Below are 16556 nucleotides of genomic sequence, written 5' to 3'. Positions count from 1 at the left end.
GCATGCAGCTACGTCACCTCCAGAGGCTGCTCGCCGCCGAGCCGGCCCTGCGCCCCACCGAACCCGACAGCACCGACAACAGCACCGGCGCCACCACCGCGAACAACACCGAAGCGCACGCGACCCGGTCCCGCCGGGTCCGTGCCGTCGTCGAGCGGATGGCCCGCGTGGAGCGGGCCCCGCTCGCCGTCGCCGAATCCACCTCCTCCGCGCGTGACGGGCTGCACCACGAGCGGCTCCTGCTCGAATCCCCCGTACGCGGCCCCTTCCACGCCACCCTCCTCGCCCCGCCGAACGCCGCCCCGGGACCGGCCGTCCTCGTCCTCGGCGGCAAGAACGCCCGCCTGGACCAGCTCACCGGAGACGTGCCCCCGGACCACCCCGACCGCAATGTGGCCGAGCACCTGGCGAGGGCCGGTTTCGTCACGCTCTCCTTCGACCACGGCATCGGCGGCGCCATGGACGCCGACCGCAGGGCCGGCCGGGACGAAGGGGCGCTGCTGGCCCACGCGTTCGCCCTCACCGGCCGCTCCCTGCTCGGCGCCCTCACCGGGGACGCCCTCGGCGCGCTGGACGTCCTCACCGCGCACCCGCTCGTCGACCCGCACCGCGTCGGTCTGTTCGGCCACAGCCTCGGCGCGGCGGTCGCCCTGCACACCGCGCTGCTCACCGAGCGCCGGGACCTCCCGCTCTGCGCGGCCAGCCACATCGGCAGCTACCCGGCCCTGTACGAACGGCTGTTGACCGGTTACGAGGGCGCGGTGCTCCCCGGCATCCTGGAGTACGCCGACCTCCCCGACCTGTACACCGCCCTCGCCCCGGCCCCGCTCCAGCTCCAGTACGGCACGGCCGACACCTACCTGGAACCGGCCGACGCGCGCGCCGCGGCCGACCGCGTCCTTGCGGCGTACACGGCCGTCGGGGCGGACGCGGAGATCCACGCGCTGCCCATGGGGCACGGCACCCACGTCGGCCACGCGGCGGACTTCTTCAGACGTACGCTCCCACCGCGGACCGCACCGGACGGCAAAGCCCCGGGCGCCGGGCGTCAAGTGCCCGCCCAGCGCATCCACTTCGAGGTGTCCGAGCGCCGCGCCGTACTCGACCGGGTCGACGCGGCGCTCGCCTCCGGCATCCTCACCCAAGGTCCACAGGTGGCCCGCTTCGAGGAGCTCGCCCGCCCCTGGACCGGCGCGGACACCGCGGCGGTCGCCTCCGGCTCGGCGGCCCTGGAGATCGCGCTGCGCATCGTCGGCGTGGCGGGCCGCACGGTGCTCGCACCCGTCAACACATTCTTCGCCACGGCCGCGGCGGCCGTACGCGCCGGGGCGGCCGTGCGCTTCGTCGACATCGAGCTCGACGGTCTGGGCATGGACCCGGACGCCCTGCGCGCCGCCCTCGCCCGGCATCACGACACGGCCGCCGTACTGCCCGTGCACATCGGCGGCATCGTCTCGCCCGCGCTCGACGCGGTGCTCAAGCTCTGCCAGGAGCGCGGCATCCCGGTGGTCGAGGACGCCGCGCACGCCTTCGGCGCCACGCTCGACGGGCGTCCGGCCGGGAGCTTCGGCCGGTTCGGCGCCTTCTCCTTCTTCCCCACGAAGGTCGCCGTCAGCGGTGAGGGCGGACTGCTCTGCGCCGCCTCGGCGGACGACCTGGAGCAGGTGCGGCGCTGGCGCGACCACGGCAAGAGCGCCCCGGGCTCCACGCTGCACGACCGGCCCGGCGGCAACTGGCGGCTGAGCGAACTGCACGCCGCGGTGGGCACGGTGGACCTCGAGCGCTTCTCCCGCACGCTCGCGGCGCGCCGTGCGCTCGCCGCGCGGTACGACGCGCTCCTCGCCGACGTGCCGGGAGTGCGGACGCACGACGTGCCCAAGGCCGCGGGCAGCAACTTCTACAAGTACGTCCTCTACCTGGCCCCCGACGCCCCACTGGACCGTCCACTCCTCAAGAAGCGGCTGCGCGAGCGGCACGGCGTCGCCCTGGCCGGCGAGGTCTACGACCATCTGCTCTGCGACCACCCGTACTTCACGCCACAACGACAACAGGACGCGGGCGACGGCGCGTTCACGCGGGCCCGCTGGTTCGCGCGGCACCACATCGCCCTTCCGCTGTACCCGTCCCTCACGGAGGCCGAACAGATTCAGGTGGCCGCCGCGCTCCGCAGCGAGCTGCCGTGACCGCCGTGCTCCGCGCTTTCCGCAGGGGCGAGTGGCGGACGTCGCTCGACCAGGTGCCCCTGCCGGGCCCGCCGGGCAGCGGACTCTCGCTGGTCCCGGAGATCGTCGCCGCCGCGGACCGGCGCTGGTGGGACAGCGCACTCCCGCAGCTGCCTCCGCTCACCGGACGCCGTGAACTCCTGCACGCCGCAACAGAGTTGTTCGACCGGGGCACCCTCGCCGTCGGTGGCATCGGCGAGCAGAGCGCCGGGGACTTCCGCTCGGCGCTGTGGGAGAGTGCGGGGCTGCCGCCCGCCCTGGTCGACCGGTGGTGCGCGATGCTGCGGGACGGCCTGCTCGAGCGGGGCGGGGCCCCGGAGCCCGACGGCCGCCTCGCCCTGGTCGCACTGCCGGGCAACACCTTCACCTGCCTGGAGTCGGTCTGCGACCAGGCCGAGTGCTCGGCGGGCGTGTGGGTGCGCCCGAGCCGGCGCGAACCGCTCTCCGCCGCCCGGTTCGTCGCCGCCCTGCTCGCGGCGGGCTGGCCCCCGGAACGCCTCGGCCTGTACCCCACCGAACAGCGTTTCCTGCCAGGCCTGTTGCGGCTCACGGACCGGCAGGTCGTGTACGGCGGCGCCGGGCTCGCCGCCTCGGTCCGCGACTCCCCCGCACTCACGCTGCACGGCCCCGGCCGGGGCTGCGCCCTGGTGCCGCCGGCCATGCCCGTCGACGAGGCCGCGTCCTGGCTGCTGCCGCTGGTCGCGGCGGACTCGGGGCGGTTCTGCAGCAACGTACGCACCGTCGTCTGCGAGGCCCCCGACGCGGCTGAGCCCCTGGCCCTGGCCCTCGCCGCCGCACTCGACGCGCTCCGGCCCGACGGCGAGTGGCCGCTGACCGCCTTCCGTGAGCCGGGCGCGGCCGAGAGCGCGGCGCGCACCGTCCACGACCGCCTGCGCCCCGGCGACCGGCTCCTCACCCGCCTGCCGCCCGTCACGCACAGCGCGACGCCCGACGTCCACGCAAGGCCTCAACTCGCCCTGCTCGGAGGCCATTTCACGACAGACACCGTCTCCCACCCCCTCATCGGCCACGAGGTCCCCTTCCCCTTCGCCGCCATCCTGAGCGCATCGCGCGAAGCAGTGCGCGCCATCACCGCCGAGTCCCTGTTCGTGTACCGCCCAGCGAAGTGAGGCCCGGATGACCACCGCCTTCGGCACGCTGCCCGACGTGCTGCGCGAACGCGTCCCTGAGCTGGGCGTCGACCTGGACGCCTGGACGCGCCGCATGATGCGCTGGCACTTCGACCCGGAGACCGGCAGCCCCTTCTGGGTGGCGCGGCGCGACAAGCTCGGCTTCGACCCGGTCAGGGACATCGACGGTTTCGCCGCCCTCGACCGCTTCGGCCTCTTCGACAAGGCCGAGCTGCGTGCCGCGAGCGCCCGCGACCTGCGGCCGCGCGGCTACCACGACCGGCCCTTCCGGGTCTTCGAGACCGGCGGCACCACGGGCGCGCCCTGCCGGATCGTCAACGTCACCCGCCTCGCGTACGACGTGGAGATCTACCGCACGGTCCTTGAGGCGCGCGGGGTGGCGGGCGGCGACGTGCTCGCGATGACGCCGAGCGGCCCGCACGCGTACGGGCACTTCGTGGAGGGGCTCGCGGACAGCTGGCGCGGCGCGGTGCACGCCATCGACTTCGATCCGCGCTGGGTGAAGGCCGCGCTGCGCTCGGGCGGCACGGCCGACGCCTACACCGCCCACCTGATCGACCAGACGCTCGCGCTGCTCGCCGCCGAGCGGCCCGCGCTGCTCTTCACGACCTCGCGGCTGCTCGTGGAACTCGCGATGCGGCTGCCCCGCCCCCTGCACACGTACGGCATCCGGGCGGTCTGCACCGGCGGCACCTCGTGCTCCGCCGCGGAGGCGGAGTTCCTGCGCGAGGAGCACCTGCCGGGGGTGCAGTGGATCGACACCTACGGCAACACCCTGGTCGGCCATGCGCTGCAGGCCGACGCCGTGGCCGGCGCGCCCGCCGTACCGGGCGGGACCGGCCACTCCTATCATCTGCCGCCACCCTTCGCGGTGTTGCGGGTCGTCGACCCGGCGGACCCCTGGCAGGAGGTCGCGGTCGGGCAGCGGGGCCGCGTACGGGCCACGACCCTCCTGGAAGACCTCTTCCTGCCCAACCTTCTGGAGCGGGACAGCGCGGTGAGGACCGGGCCGCACCCGTGGTTCCCCTGGGACGGAGTCGCCGCCGTGCGGCCCTTCCAGGAGTCCGCGGAGGCGGTGGAAGGCGTCTACTGACCGAAGGATCGAGGGACACGCACCGTGAACTTGTCGTCGAACGGCGTACCCATACCCTTCACGCCGGAGCTCTTCGGCCCGCTGCGATCCAGCGCGGACCTCCGGGCACCGGCGGCCGACCCCGACGTGCTGCGGGAGCGGCTGCACGCGGACGGCTACCTGTACCTGCCGGGGCTGCTCGACCGCGCCGAGGTGCTGCGGCTGCGCGGCCGGTACTTCGCCCTCTTCCCACCGGGTCTGCTGGCGCCCGGAACCACCCCCGTGGACGGCGTCTTCTCCGGGCGGGTGCCCTCGGGCGTGCCTGAGCACGGGGTGGAAGGCCATCCGGCCCATGCCTTCGTGCGCTCGGCGCCCTTCGCCCACTTCGTGAGCAATCCGGTCCTGGCCGAGCTCGCCGCCCACCTCCTGGACGGCAAGGCGGAGATGCTGCCGCGCCGCATCCTGCGCCACTTCCACCGGGGCACCCGGCGCGCCTCGCGTGCGCATGTCGACTTCGACTACATGGACGAGGGGTCCCCGCGCGTCGTCACCTTCTGGATCCCCGTCGGCGACTGCCCGCCGCGCACCGGCGCCCTGGTCTACCTGGAGGGCTCGCACCGGCTGTCGCCCGAGGAGTACGCCCCGCTGCGCGACGTCACCGACCGGCCCGGGGACCGCCGGCAGATCTGCCACGACCTGGAGCTGACCGCCCGCACGCTGGGCCGCCGCTGGCTGCACGCCGACTTCTCGGCGGGCGACGTGATGGTGCACCTGCCGCGCGTCATCCACGCCTCCCTGGACACGACGACGGACACGATGCGGCTGTCCGTCGACGCCCGTTTCGTACGCTCGGGCGACACCCCGGACCCTCGCTGGCTGCGGCCGTGGTCGGCGGACGACGGCGCTTGAGGGCACCTGCGGTGGGGAAACTGTGACGGAGCCGGAGGGGCATCCGCCGCGAAAGGGAGCACCATGACCGACGAACCGGGCGCCGCGCCGGACAGCACCGCGATGCGGACCGCGCTCTGGCGGGCCCTGCACCTCCGTGTCGACCAGCCGCCGCACGTGGTCGAGGACGAGGTCGGCCTGCGCCTCGTGGCCCCGGACGAGGCGTGGCGCGACCGCCCGGACATGGACGCGCGGGCCACCAGCGCCTTCCGGGCGTCCGTCGTGGTCCGCGCCCGTTTCGTCGACGACCTGATCGCCGAGCAGGCCGCCCTCGGCGTCACCCAGTACGTCATCCTGGGAGCAGGCCTCGACACCTTCGCCCAGCGCAAGCCCGGCCTCGCCTCGCGCCTGCGGGTCTTCGAGGTCGACCGGTCCGCCACGCAGACCTGGAAGCGCCGCCGGCTGGTCGAACTCGGCTACGGCGTCCCGGACTGGCTGCACCTGGTGCCGGTCGACTTCGAGGCCGGTGCCTCCTGGTCCGAGGAGCTGGCCGCGGCCGGATTCGATCCCGCCCGGCCCGCGGTCGTCGTCTCCACCGGCGTCAGCATGTACATCAGCAAGGCCGGCACCACGGCCACGTTCCGCCAGGCCGCGGCCCTCGCCCCCGGCTCGACGTTCGCCATGACCTTCCTGCTGCCGTACGACCTCGTCGACCCCGCGGAGCGCCCCGGCCTGCGGACGAGCGAGGAAGGCGCACGCCGGTCGGGCAACCCCTTCGTCAGCTCCTACGCTCCGCGGGAAGTGCTGGCCCTGGCCCTCGAAGCAGGCTTCAAGGACGCCCGGCACGTGGCGGGTGTCTCGCTCGCACAGCGCTACCTGGCCGACCGCACCGACGGCCTCCACCCCTCGACCGGCGAGGACCTGCTGCTCGCCTTCACCTGACACTCGCCTCCCCCTCAGCGCCTGACAGGTTCAGCCCCACGGCCTGACCGCCCGTCCGCCCGCCGCGTCCGAGCGCTCCGCCGCGACGATCACGTCGTCGACCAGCACGGCCTCGGCCAGGGGACAGACGGGGGCGGTGCCCGTCGCGACGGCGGTCGCGAAGTCGGCGATCAGCGGCTGGTGCGGGTTGGCCCCGGGCGGCAGCAGGAGCGACGACGACGGCCCGGCAGCGCCTTCGACGCGGCCGGAGTCCAGCGGGTCCAGGCGGACGGCGCGGCCCCCGCCGGTGAGCCGCATCCGGTCCACCGGCGCCCCGTCCCCCCACTCCACGAGGCAGTGCGCCCGCAGCCCCGAGCGCCAGCGCAGGGTGACCTCGGCCTGCCGCTCGGCGCCGCGCGGGAAGCGTCCGCCGAGCCGGGCCGTGATCTCCTGCGGCCGCCCGAACAGGTGGAGCAGCAGATCGATCCGGTGGCTTCCGGCGTCCGCGAGGACACCGCCGCCCGACACGGCGGGGTCGGTGCGCCAGCGCATCGGATCGTCGGGCCCCGGCTCGAAGGAGCACCGGAACCGCACCTCCACCCGGTCGGGCGTCCACCCCTCCAACTCCTCGCGCAGCCTGCGTACGGCGGGTGCGAGCCTGCGGTAGTAGGCGACGCCCGCGCACGGCCCCGCCGTGTCGAGGGCGCCGCCGGTGCCGAGGCCGCCGGCGAGCGGCTTCTCGATCAGTACGGGCAGCCCGGCCGCCAACACGGCCTGGGCGAGCGGCACATGGCCCACGACGGGCGTGGCGACATACACGGCGTCCACACCGGACAGCAGCACGCCGGGGTCGCCGCCGGACCGCGCGACGCCGTGCCGTTCGGCGATGTGGGCGGCGCGGCGCGGGTCACGGCCCCAGAGGGCCACCGGTACCTCACCGAGCGCGTGCAGGGCGGGCAGCACCCGCCGGGTCACGATGTCGCCGTATCCGGCGATGCCCCATCTCACGCCGTTTCCCCCTTCTCCCACGCCTCGCCCCTTGCCCCTTGCCCCTTGCCCCTTGCCCCTTGCCCCTTGCCCCTTGCCCCTTGCCCCTCAGGGGACGATCGCCACCTTCAGCGTCGCGGGGGGCGGGCCGTCGTAGGGGGCCTGTTCGGCGTCCGGGAAGAGGGAGCGGCTCGCGGAGAGCTGTTCCATGGCCTTGGGGAGTTCATCGAGCGGGTAGGTGTGGGTGAGGAGGTCGGGCAGGCGCAGGGCTTCGGTGCGGCGGTGGGCGAGACGTTCGGCGACGGCGAGCGCCTCGGCGCGAGCGGTGTCCAGCGGCTCTGCGGAGCTGTGCACGCGCAGGCCCTTGCGCTCCCAGGTGACCAGGTCGACGGTGACGTGCGTGTCCACGTGGTGGGTGCCGAGGAGGACGACGAGGCCGTTCTGCCGTACGAGTCGCACGCAGGCGTTGAGGGTGGTGGGGGTGCCGACGGCGTCCACAGCCACGTCGAAGTCGGCGCCGATGGCGGCCAGTTGTTCGGCGCTGCCGTCCACGCGGCGTACGGCGTCGGCTCCCGCCGCCAGGGACCGCTCCAGGCGCCAGTCGTCGAGGTCGACGGCGACGACCTCGGCGGCGCCGCGCGCCACGGCGACCCGCAGCGCCATCTGCCCGACAGGCCCCTGCCCGACGATCGCCACCCGGTCGCCGAGCCTGACCCCGCGCGTGGCGTGCACGGCCAGTGGAAGGAGCTGCAGGATCGCGCCCTGCTCGAAGGGTACGGAGTCGGGGAGCGCGCCCACGGCGACCTCCCTGGCGAGCGCGTAGTCGGCGTATCCGGTGGTGAGCGGCGTCCGCACGAAGACCCGCTGGCCGGGTACGACGCGGCGCACACCCGCGCCGGCCGCTTCGACGACCCCGGCGATCTCGTGGCCGAAACAGCCCTGGGCACAGTGTTCCCGCAGCCCGTGGTAGTGGAAGTAGGCGAGATCGCTGCGGTTGCAGACCGTGCAGGCCCGGACCCGGACGAGCACCTCGAGCGGGCCGGGTTCGGGCACCGCGACGTCGGTGACCAGCCTGATGTCGCGCCTGCCGACGAGTTCGTACCTGCGCATGACCCTCTCCTCCAGCGGATGCGATCAGCGGTTGCGATCAGCGGAAGTCTCAAGGATTCACCAACTCGCGCCGTGTCATGGTGTATTCGCCCGGCTCGACCGGTTCCGACTCCTTGACAGCCCTGTTTGGTACGAGCCAATATCCACTATCCGATTGGCCTGGACCAATCAGCAGGAGTCCCACTGCACGACCGGTGCACCGTACGTCTCACGCATCGTCCTGCGCCCACCCACCCGCATCAGCCACGTACCCGCATCTTCGGAGGTCGCGCCATGGCACCGAGCAGTGACCCGACTCTGGAGCACCTCGCCCACTCCGTGCTGCAGCCCGGCTTTGAGGGCACCACGGCCCCCGACTGGCTCCGCCGCAGGATCGCCGACGGCCTGGGCTCCGTCGTGCTGTTCGCGCGGAACATCGAGACGCCCGAACAGGTCGCGCGGCTCACCTCGGACCTGCGCGCGGAGAACCCGGACCTGATCGTCGCCATCGACGAGGAGGCCGGCGACGTGACCCGCCTGGAAGCCTGGACCGGATCGTCCCGCCCCGGCAACCTCGCCCTCGGCGCCGTCGACGACATCGACCTGACCGAGCACGTCGCCCACGACATCGGCCGCGACCTGCACGCCGCGGGCATCTCGCTCAACTTCGCGCCCAGCGCCGACGTGAACTCCAATCCGCTCAACCCGGTCATCGGCGTGCGGTCCTTCGGGTCCCGGACCGCCGTCGTCTCCCGGCACACCGCCGCCTGGATCCGCGGTCTGCAGGGGGCCGGTGTCGCCGCCTGCGCCAAGCACTTCCCCGGCCACGGCGACACGGTCGTCGACTCGCACTACGGCCTGCCCCAGGTGAAGGGCTCCGCCGAGGAGATCGCGCTCACCGCGCTGCCGCCGTTCATCGCGGCGATGGAGGCGGGCGTCCGCGCGGTGATGACCGCGCATCTGCTCGCCCCCGCGTACGACCCGGACCTGCCCGCGACCCTCAGCCCCCGCATCCTGGTGGAGCTGCTGCGCGGGGAGCTGGGCTTCGACGGTCTGCTGGTCACCGACGGCATCGAGATGGGCGCGGTGACCGACCGCTACGGCATCGACGGGGCGACGGTGATGGCGGTGGCCGGTGGCGTGGACGCGGTCTGCGTGGGCGGCGAGAGCGCCGACGAGGCAACGTTCGACCTGCTCTCCACGGCCCTGGTGAAGGCGGTGCTCGAAGGCACGCTCCCCGAGGCGCGGCTGGCCGAGGCCGGCGCGCGCGTACGGGAGTTCGCCGCCTGGTCGGGCGAGCGGTCCCGGGCCGTGGCCCGTGACGCGGGACCCTCCGACATCGGCCTGGTCGCGGCGCGCCGCGCGGTGCGGGTACGCCACCGCTCCGGCACCGCGAAAGCCGCCCTGCCGCTCGCCGGCACACCGCACGTCGTGGAGCTCTCCCCCACGATGAACCTCGCCGTCGACGGCCACACCCCCTGGGGCGTCGCCGTACCGCTGCGCGACCTGCGCCCGGGCACCACGTCCGTACGCCTGACGGAGCCCGAACTCGCCCACCACGGGGACCTCGTCGACCGCGAGGTGCTGACTCCGGCGACGGGCCGCGCCCTGGTCGTCGTAGTGCGCGACGCGGCCCGGCACCGCTGGATGACCGATGCCCTGAGCCGGATCCTGCGCAGCCGCCCCGACGCCCTGGTCGTCGAGATGGGTGTCCCGGCGGGCGACGCGTTCGGCGCCACCCACCTCGTCACGCACGGCGCGACCCGGGTGTCGGGGATCGCGGCGGCGGAACTGCTCGCGGGCGCCGCGAGCTGATCCGCCGCCCCTCGGGGTTTCGGTCACAGAGCAGGCTCTCAGCCCTTCAGCGGGCCCTCGCAGCCGAAGTCGGCACTGCCCGCGCGGCCGTCGGACCAGATGTCGACCTTGCCGAACGTGCAGTTCATGTCGGCCAGGTTGTTGTCACCGGCCGCGGAGCGGTCGAGGAGGAAGTAGTCCACCGTCTCCGACATGTCCTCGAAGACGGCGTCCGGGTCACCGGCCGCGCCGAGGTTCGCGGTGATCCGGCCCGTGCAGATGTACCGCGGACGCTCCGGCGCGCCGTTCGTGCGGCAGTCGGGCGTGATGCCCGTCGTGGCCACGAAGGAGGCGCGGACCTGCGCGGCGGTGGTGTCGCGCAGCGCGCTCACCGGCACATACCTCGTGTCCGGCACGAAGAGGTCGTCGACGTGCGCGATCTGCTTGTCGAGGAAGGCGTCGTACCGGCTCTGCAGGCCCCCGTCCCCGCCGAGCCGGTCGCGCCAGGCGTCGAAGCCCGCCGGGTCGTCGGCCCGCAGGTACCCGTACATCTCCTTCAGGAGCGCGGGGCGCTCGCTCCACAGGAACTCGAAGAACGTGCCGGCGTAGTCGTAGAAGCGGAAGCCGTCGCCGTCGTACGTGGCGTGCAGGAGCTGGTCCACGCTCATCCGCGGCCCGCCGTTCGCCGTGTCGTCGATGATCCCCCTCACCAGTGACTTGCGGACCTTGATGCCGTCGTCGCGGGTGGCGCCGTCGAAGAACTCGGCCGTTCCCTCGTCCATCGCGGTGGTCCGATCGCCCTCGTACCACCGGCCCTCACCGAAGAAGCCCGGCACCGCCCAGCGGCCGTTGAGGTAGTGCGTGTACTCGTGGCGGAAGAGCTCCTCCAGCGTCAGCGTGGAGTCCTGCGGGACGCGGCGCTGGTAGGTGTAGAAGGTCGCGCCGCGCTCGATGTAGACGCCGCCGTTGTTCGTGTCCATCCCGGTGAGCAGGGGGTGGTAGTTCTCGTAGTCGGCGCGCGAGGCGTAGAGGACGGTCGTCAGTCCGGTGTTGGGGTCGCCCGCGAGGGGCTCCTCGGTGCCGACGACGCGGTGGAAGTGCGCCTTGACCTGCTTGCTCGCGTAGTAGAGCTGGTCGACTGTGTCCTGGCCGAGCGCCGTACGGACCTTCATCCCGCCCTTGTCGTACGTATAGGTCCGCGGGAAGAGGCGTCGCTCGATGTCCTCCTTGCACACCTTGTACGGCGCGCAGGCCCCGAACGTGTTCAGCCAGGTGGCGACCTTGGCCCAAGGGGCGCTGCCCTCTCCGAAGTTGCGGGCGGTGACGGCGACGAGGCCGCCGAGCCCGGAGACGGTCTCCTGGGTCAGTCCGTCGATCTGCCCGAGCCTGCCGTACTCGCTCAGTGCGTCCCGCACCACCCAGGCGTTGCCGGTGCCCTTGAGGTGGGTGTACGCGCCGAAGGCCTTGAAGGCGGCCCGGTAGGAGGGGTCGGCCTTCACCGCGGCGTGGAAGGCGGTGTCCTGGTTCCCGGGATAGACGCCGAGGTAGCTCAGGGAGAGCGCGGCGAGCGCGGACCCGGCCCAGCCCGCGTCCTTCGCGGTCTCAGGGTGAGCGGCGTCCATGGTGGACAACACTCGCTTGACCAAGGGGAGTTGGTGCTGCCGCAGCCCCGGGGCGCTCGCCGCGTAGAGCGCCTCGCGCAGCGACGCGGCGTTGGCCGGGGTCACGTCGAAGGTGCGGGCGGCCGAGCCGAAGGCGTCGACGGCACGGCGCATCGCGTCGACGGTCGGCCCGTCGGTCACGTCGATCTCGTCGTGCGAGAAGTCCTGGTAGGCGACGGCGTGGAGGTAGGTGAGCATCTCCAGGAGGTTGCCGCCGTTCCTGCCGTCGTGGGCGGGGGCGAGCCGGGATATGCGGCCCGCGACGGCCTGGACGTGGGCGTCCGACATGACGGGGGCGAGGCGCCGGTCCCAGGTCCAGACGAGCGTGCGCAGGCAGCCGTCGGCGGTGACGGCCGGGTCGGCGAGGAAGTCGGCGAACCGCTCGGGCGAGAGGCCGGTGACGCCGTCGAGGGTGCAGGGGGCGGCCTCGGCTCTCACCGTGCGCCGCTCCTTCGGTTCCGGCGTGCGCGCACCCGGGGTGCGGCCGCCCTTGAGCCCGCCGGGCGCCGGGATCTTGTAGGCGCTCGGCCTGGGAGCCTTCGCCTTCCGGTCGACGATGTCGAAGGGGCTCGGCTTGTCGGGCGTGTACGCCTGGGAGGTCGCGGAGGTCGCGGCGGCGCGGGGTCCGGCCGCCGCGGGAGAGGAAGTGGCCGCGTGCCCGTACTGGGCGGCCGAGACGCAGAGGACCGCCGCTATCGCGCCGGAGAGCGCGGATCTGCGCAGGGTTCGTGGACGTGGTCGGTACACCGATGGCTCCTGTGGGGTGGGAAGGCGAGAGGTGACACCTCGGTCAACTGGCGCGCCTGACGCCCTACTTGCGGGCCGCCGCCGCGCCATGTGATGCGTAACGTAGTAATGTGAAATTGCACTGACAACCCCTCAGACGCCAGGAAACGTCCCGCCCCCCCCCGCCTCACACACTCGCTCGCTGGCTCACTCGCTCAGGAGCGGGACACGGCTGCCGCCCCCGGCTCGCGCAGTGTGCGCAGTAGGAGCCAGCCGAGCGCGGGCAGCACGACGAGCGGTGCGAGCGCGACGTGCAGGGAGGTCGCGTCGGCGACGGTGCCGATCAGCGGGCTCGCGAGACCGCCGATGCTCACGGTCAGGCCGAGTGTGACGCCGCTCGCGGTGCCCACGCGCCGGGGCAAGTAGTCCTGGCCGAGGGTGATGTGCAGGGAGAAGGGCACGTACAGGGCGGCGGAGGTGAGCGCGACGAAGACGTACAGGAGGGGCCCGGGGACGAGGACGACGCCCGCGACGGCGAGCACCGACGAGGCGTACGACCAGCGGACGACCGGCAGACGGCCGTGCCGGGCGGCGAGCCGTCCGCCCACGACGGTTCCGGCCGCCCCGCCGACGTAGAGCACGAACAGCGCCACGGTGCCGGAGACTTCACCGCCGCCGGTGCGCTCCCGCACGTACAGGGCGATGAAGGTGCTCAGTCCGGTGAAGACGATGGAGCGGCAGACGATGGCGCCGGACAGCTTGACGAACGACGGCCAGTCGTCCTCGGCGGCAGCGGTCGAAGCCGGGACCTCGCTCTTGGGCTCCGCCGCCTCCCGAGCCCTGACGCTCCGCAGCGCGGCCACGCACAGCGCGGCTCCCGCGAGGGCGGGCACGACCAGGAGCGGGGAGGCGCCCAGGCCGCCCGTGGCGACGACGGCGGCGACCAGCAGGGGCGCGAACGCGAAACCGACGTTGCCACCCAACGAGAACCAGCTCATCGCGGTGTGGCTGCCCCGGCTGGCCTGCCGCGCCACACGCGCGGCCTCCGGGTGGTACGCGGCGACGCCGATGCCGGACACGGCGACGGCCAGCAGCGTCAGCACGTAGTTCCCGCCGACCCCGGCGAAGGCGACCCCCGCCCCGCCCACCAGCGTGCTCACCGGGAGCAGCCACGGCATGGCCCACTTGTCGGTGAGCGCGCCGAACAGGGGCTGCACCACCGAGGAGAGCAACGAGGCGGCGAGCACGATGCCGGACGCGGCGGCGTAGCTAAAGGCACGCTCGGAGACGAAGAACGGCACGAGGGCGGCCACGGCCCCCTGGTAGATGTCCACGCAGGCGTGGCCGAGGGAGAGGAGGGGGATGGGGCCGGGGCGGGAGGAGGGCCGAGCCTCGTTGCCGGGGGCGGGGCGGCGGCCCGGGACCGCGTTAGCCGCGTTAGCCGCGTTAGCCGCGTCCGGAGTCTGTTTCGTCGACATCGCCTCATCGTCGTCGCGGCCCGCCCTGGCCCGCTTCCGATAAAGTGCCAACCTGTGCCGAATATCCGCCACACCCCCGACGCCCCCACCGCAACCCGGGAGTTGGCTCCCGGCGAACGCATCGACGCGCACCGCCACGACAACCACCAGATCGTCTACGCGGGCTCCGGCGTGGTGGCCGTCACCACCGACGCGGGCACCTGGTTCGCGCCGGGCACCCGCGCCATCTGGGTGCCCGCGGGCTGCGTGCACGCGCACCGCGCCCACGGCCACCTCGCCCTGCACCTGGTCGGACTGCCCGCCGCCACGAATCCGCTCGGCCTCGCCACCCCGACCGTCCTCGCCGTCAGCCCGCTGCTGCGGGAACTGATCCTCGCCTGCACCCGGTCCCCGCACGACGAGTCCGCCGAGCGCCGCCGCCTGCGCGCCGTACTCCTCGACCAGCTGCGCGCGTCGCCGCAGGAGCCCGTCCAACTGCCCGCCCCTTCGGACCCCCGCCTCACCGCCGTCTGCGACCTGCTGCACCAAGACCCCGCGGACCCGCGCGGCCTGGCCGAGCTGGCCACCGCGGCAGGCGCCGGCGAACGCACCCTCAGCCGCCTCTTCCGCCGCGAGCTGGGCATGACGTTTCCCCAGTGGCGCACCCAACTGCGCCTCTACCACGCCCTGCGCATGCTGGCCGACGGCCTGGCGGTCACGGCGGTCGCACACCGCTGCGGGTGGTCGTCCACCAGCGCGTTCATCGACGTGTTCCGCCGCGCCTACGGCTACACACCGGGAACGCACCTCCGCCGCGACTGACCTCGAGCCGCACGCGCTCAACTGCCTTGTCCGTACGCCCCCTTGGCAGCGCCAGTGCCATGTGAAATATTACTGCCGTGCTCACGGGACATTCGTCCGGACCACCGGACCCCTCGGACCCCTCGGACCTCTCAGCTCCTCCGGACTCCCCGGGTCGCTCGGACCTCATCGTCGTGGGGGCGGGCGTGGTCGGCGCCGCCTGCGCCTACTACGCCGCGCGTTCCGGCCTCCACGTCACGGTCATCGATCGCGGCCCCGTCGCCGGCGGCACCACCGGGGCGGGCGAGGGCAATCTCCTCGTCTCCGACAAGGAGCCGGGCCCCGAGCTCGAACTCGCCCTCCTCTCCGCCCGGTTGTGGCGGGAACTCGCCCGCGAACTCCCCGCACGCATCGAGTACGAGACGAAGGGCGGCCTGGTCGTCGCCTCCAGCGAGCAGGGCCTGACCGCACTGCGCGGCTTCGCCGCCGAGCAGCGGGGCGCGGGCGTCGAGGCCGTCGAGGTCCCGGCCGACCGCCTCGCCGACCTCGAACCGCACCTCGCACCCGGCCTGGCCGGTGGTTTCCACTACCCGCAGGACGCGCAGGTACAGCCCGCGCTCGCCGCCGCGCACCTGCTGCGGGCGGCGGCCGACGCCGGACGGCTGACGCTGCGGCTGGGCGAGGAGGTCACCGCGTTCCTCACCGGACCGAGGGGCGAGATACGGGGCGTACGGACGCAGCGCGGCGAGGCGCGGGCGCCCCATGTGCTCAACGCCGCGGGCACGTGGGGTGGCCAACTCGCGCGCCTGGCGGGCGTGGAACTGCCGGTGCTCCCCCGGCGCGGTTTCGTCCTCGTCACCGAACCGCTGCCGCGCGTGGTGCGCCACAAGGTGTACTCCGCGGAGTACGTGTCCGACGTCGCGAGCGGCTCCGCGGCGCTGCAGACCTCCGCCGTGGTGGAAGGCACTCCGGCAGGCCCGGTGCTGATCGGGGCGAGCCGGGAGCGCGTGGGCTTCGACCGCACGCTGTCGGTGGAGGTCCTGCGGCGCCTCGGGGCCCAGGCGCTGCGCCTGTTCCCCGTACTCGCCGAGGTGCGCGCGATCCGCACCTACGCCGGGTTCCGCCCCTACCTCCCGGACCACCTCCCGGCGATCGGCCCCGACCCACGCGTCCCCGGCCTGTTGCACGCCTGCGGCCACGAGGGCGCGGGCATCGGCCTCGCCCCGGCGACGGGGGCGCTGCTCGCCGCGATGCTGACGGGACGTGAACTGCCGGTGTCGCCAGCTGCGTTCGCGCCGGGCCGCTTCGCTTCGGAACGCTACGCTGCGGACCGCCGCGCTTCGGACCGCCGCCCTTCGGACCGCCGCGTACGGGCGGACACCCCGCGATGAGGCCCCGCCGCGCCCTCGCCACCCACATCCCCACGGCCTCCGGGAGGAGTCGCCCACATGGCACGTGACGACCGGGCCCCCGCCGATCTCGTGAAGGCCGCCCCCGGGAACACCTTCCCGATCACCTTCGACGGACATCAACTCGACGCGCTGCCGGGCCAGTCCATCGCCGCCGTGCTCTGGTCCGCGGGAATCCTCGCCTGGCGGACCACCCGCGTCGGCGGTCGGCCGCGCGGTGCGTTCTGCGGGATCGGCCAGTGCTACGACTGCCTCGCGACCGTCAACGGAGTGCCCAACAGGCGAGCCTGCCTGGTCACCGCCCGGCCCGGCGACGCCGTCACCGCTCAGGAAGGGCATGGCCATGCCGGGCTCGACGTCTGAGGCGCCGCGAGGGCA

At 73.6% G+C, this 16556-nt stretch carries 13 protein-coding genes; 9 read left to right on the top strand and 4 right to left on the bottom strand.

Going from position 1 to position 16556, the window contains the following annotated elements; translation table 11 throughout:
* Positions 1 to 2 precede the first annotated feature (2 nt).
* The 5 genes from AC07DI_RS04045 to AC07DI_RS04025 all read left to right on the top strand — a co-directional run bounded on the left by AC07DI_RS04045 (position 3) and on the right by AC07DI_RS04025 (position 6275).
* Positions 3 to 2183 (top strand): DegT/DnrJ/EryC1/StrS family aminotransferase, encoded by a 2181-nt coding sequence (locus tag AC07DI_RS04045; RefSeq protein ID WP_478902012.1) that lies wholly within the window; start codon positions 3 to 5, stop codon positions 2181 to 2183.
* Positions 2180 to 3352, top strand: coding sequence for a hypothetical protein (locus AC07DI_RS04040; protein WP_478902010.1), 1173 nt, complete (start codon positions 2180 to 2182; stop codon positions 3350 to 3352). The genes AC07DI_RS04045 and AC07DI_RS04040 overlap by 4 nt, the downstream gene beginning before the upstream one ends.
* A gap of 7 nt (positions 3353 to 3359) precedes the next feature.
* Positions 3360 to 4466, top strand: a complete 1107-nt coding sequence (locus tag AC07DI_RS04035) for an acyl-CoA synthetase family protein (RefSeq protein WP_478902008.1) — start codon at positions 3360 to 3362, stop codon at positions 4464 to 4466.
* A gap of 24 nt (positions 4467 to 4490) precedes the next feature.
* On the top strand, positions 4491 to 5354 hold the full coding sequence (locus tag AC07DI_RS04030) for a phytanoyl-CoA dioxygenase family protein (protein WP_478902006.1): 864 nt from the start codon (positions 4491 to 4493) through the stop codon (positions 5352 to 5354).
* Positions 5355 to 5417: 63 nt separating this feature from the next.
* Complete coding sequence (locus tag AC07DI_RS04025) at positions 5418 to 6275, top strand: class I SAM-dependent methyltransferase (protein WP_478902004.1); 858 nt, start codon at positions 5418 to 5420, stop codon at positions 6273 to 6275.
* Positions 6276 to 6305: 30 nt separating this feature from the next.
* Here AC07DI_RS04025 and AC07DI_RS04020 read toward each other — a convergent pair whose 3' ends face one another.
* Complete coding sequence (locus AC07DI_RS04020; RefSeq protein WP_478902002.1) at positions 6306 to 7262, bottom strand: Gfo/Idh/MocA family protein; 957 nt, start codon at positions 7260 to 7262, stop codon at positions 6306 to 6308.
* 87 nt (positions 7263 to 7349) lie between these two features.
* Positions 7350 to 8351 carry a zinc-dependent alcohol dehydrogenase gene (locus tag AC07DI_RS04015; RefSeq protein WP_478902000.1) on the bottom strand — a complete coding sequence of 334 codons (1002 nt, stop codon included), beginning with the start codon at positions 8349 to 8351 and terminating at the stop codon, positions 7350 to 7352.
* Between the two features lie 273 nt (positions 8352 to 8624).
* Between AC07DI_RS04015 and AC07DI_RS04010 the strand changes: the two genes are divergently transcribed.
* Complete coding sequence (locus AC07DI_RS04010) at positions 8625 to 10145, top strand: glycoside hydrolase family 3 protein (RefSeq protein ID WP_478901998.1); 1521 nt, start codon at positions 8625 to 8627, stop codon at positions 10143 to 10145.
* Between the two features lie 38 nt (positions 10146 to 10183).
* Here the strand turns inward: AC07DI_RS04010 and AC07DI_RS04005 are convergent, their stop codons facing one another.
* A complete protein-coding gene (locus AC07DI_RS04005) occupies positions 10184 to 12532 on the bottom strand; it encodes a collagenase (protein WP_478901997.1) in 2349 nt (782 codons plus the stop codon).
* 194 nt (positions 12533 to 12726) lie between these two features.
* Positions 12727 to 13875, bottom strand: coding sequence for an MFS transporter (locus tag AC07DI_RS04000; protein ID WP_478902280.1), 1149 nt, complete (start codon positions 13873 to 13875; stop codon positions 12727 to 12729).
* 168 nt (positions 13876 to 14043) lie between these two features.
* Here AC07DI_RS04000 and AC07DI_RS03995 point away from each other — a divergent pair, with 168 nt between their 5' ends.
* The 3 genes from AC07DI_RS03995 (at position 14044) to AC07DI_RS03985 (ending at position 16541) form a co-directional block, all read left to right on the top strand.
* A complete protein-coding gene (locus tag AC07DI_RS03995; protein ID WP_478901995.1) occupies positions 14044 to 14790 on the top strand; it encodes an AraC family transcriptional regulator in 747 nt (248 codons plus the stop codon).
* Between the two features lie 167 nt (positions 14791 to 14957).
* Positions 14958 to 16160, top strand: a complete 1203-nt coding sequence (locus AC07DI_RS03990) for an NAD(P)/FAD-dependent oxidoreductase (RefSeq protein ID WP_478902279.1) — start codon at positions 14958 to 14960, stop codon at positions 16158 to 16160.
* 57 nt (positions 16161 to 16217) lie between these two features.
* The gene (locus AC07DI_RS03985; protein ID WP_478901993.1) at positions 16218 to 16541 is read left to right on the top strand and encodes a (2Fe-2S)-binding protein; all 324 of its coding nucleotides are present in this window, start codon (positions 16218 to 16220) and stop codon (positions 16539 to 16541) included.
* Positions 16542 to 16556: the final 15 nt, after the last annotated feature.

Source organism: Streptomyces sp. NPDC044106 (assembly GCF_056433985.1).
Note: the sequence above shows the minus strand (reverse complement) of the source record. Positions and strands in the feature narration are given on the sequence as shown.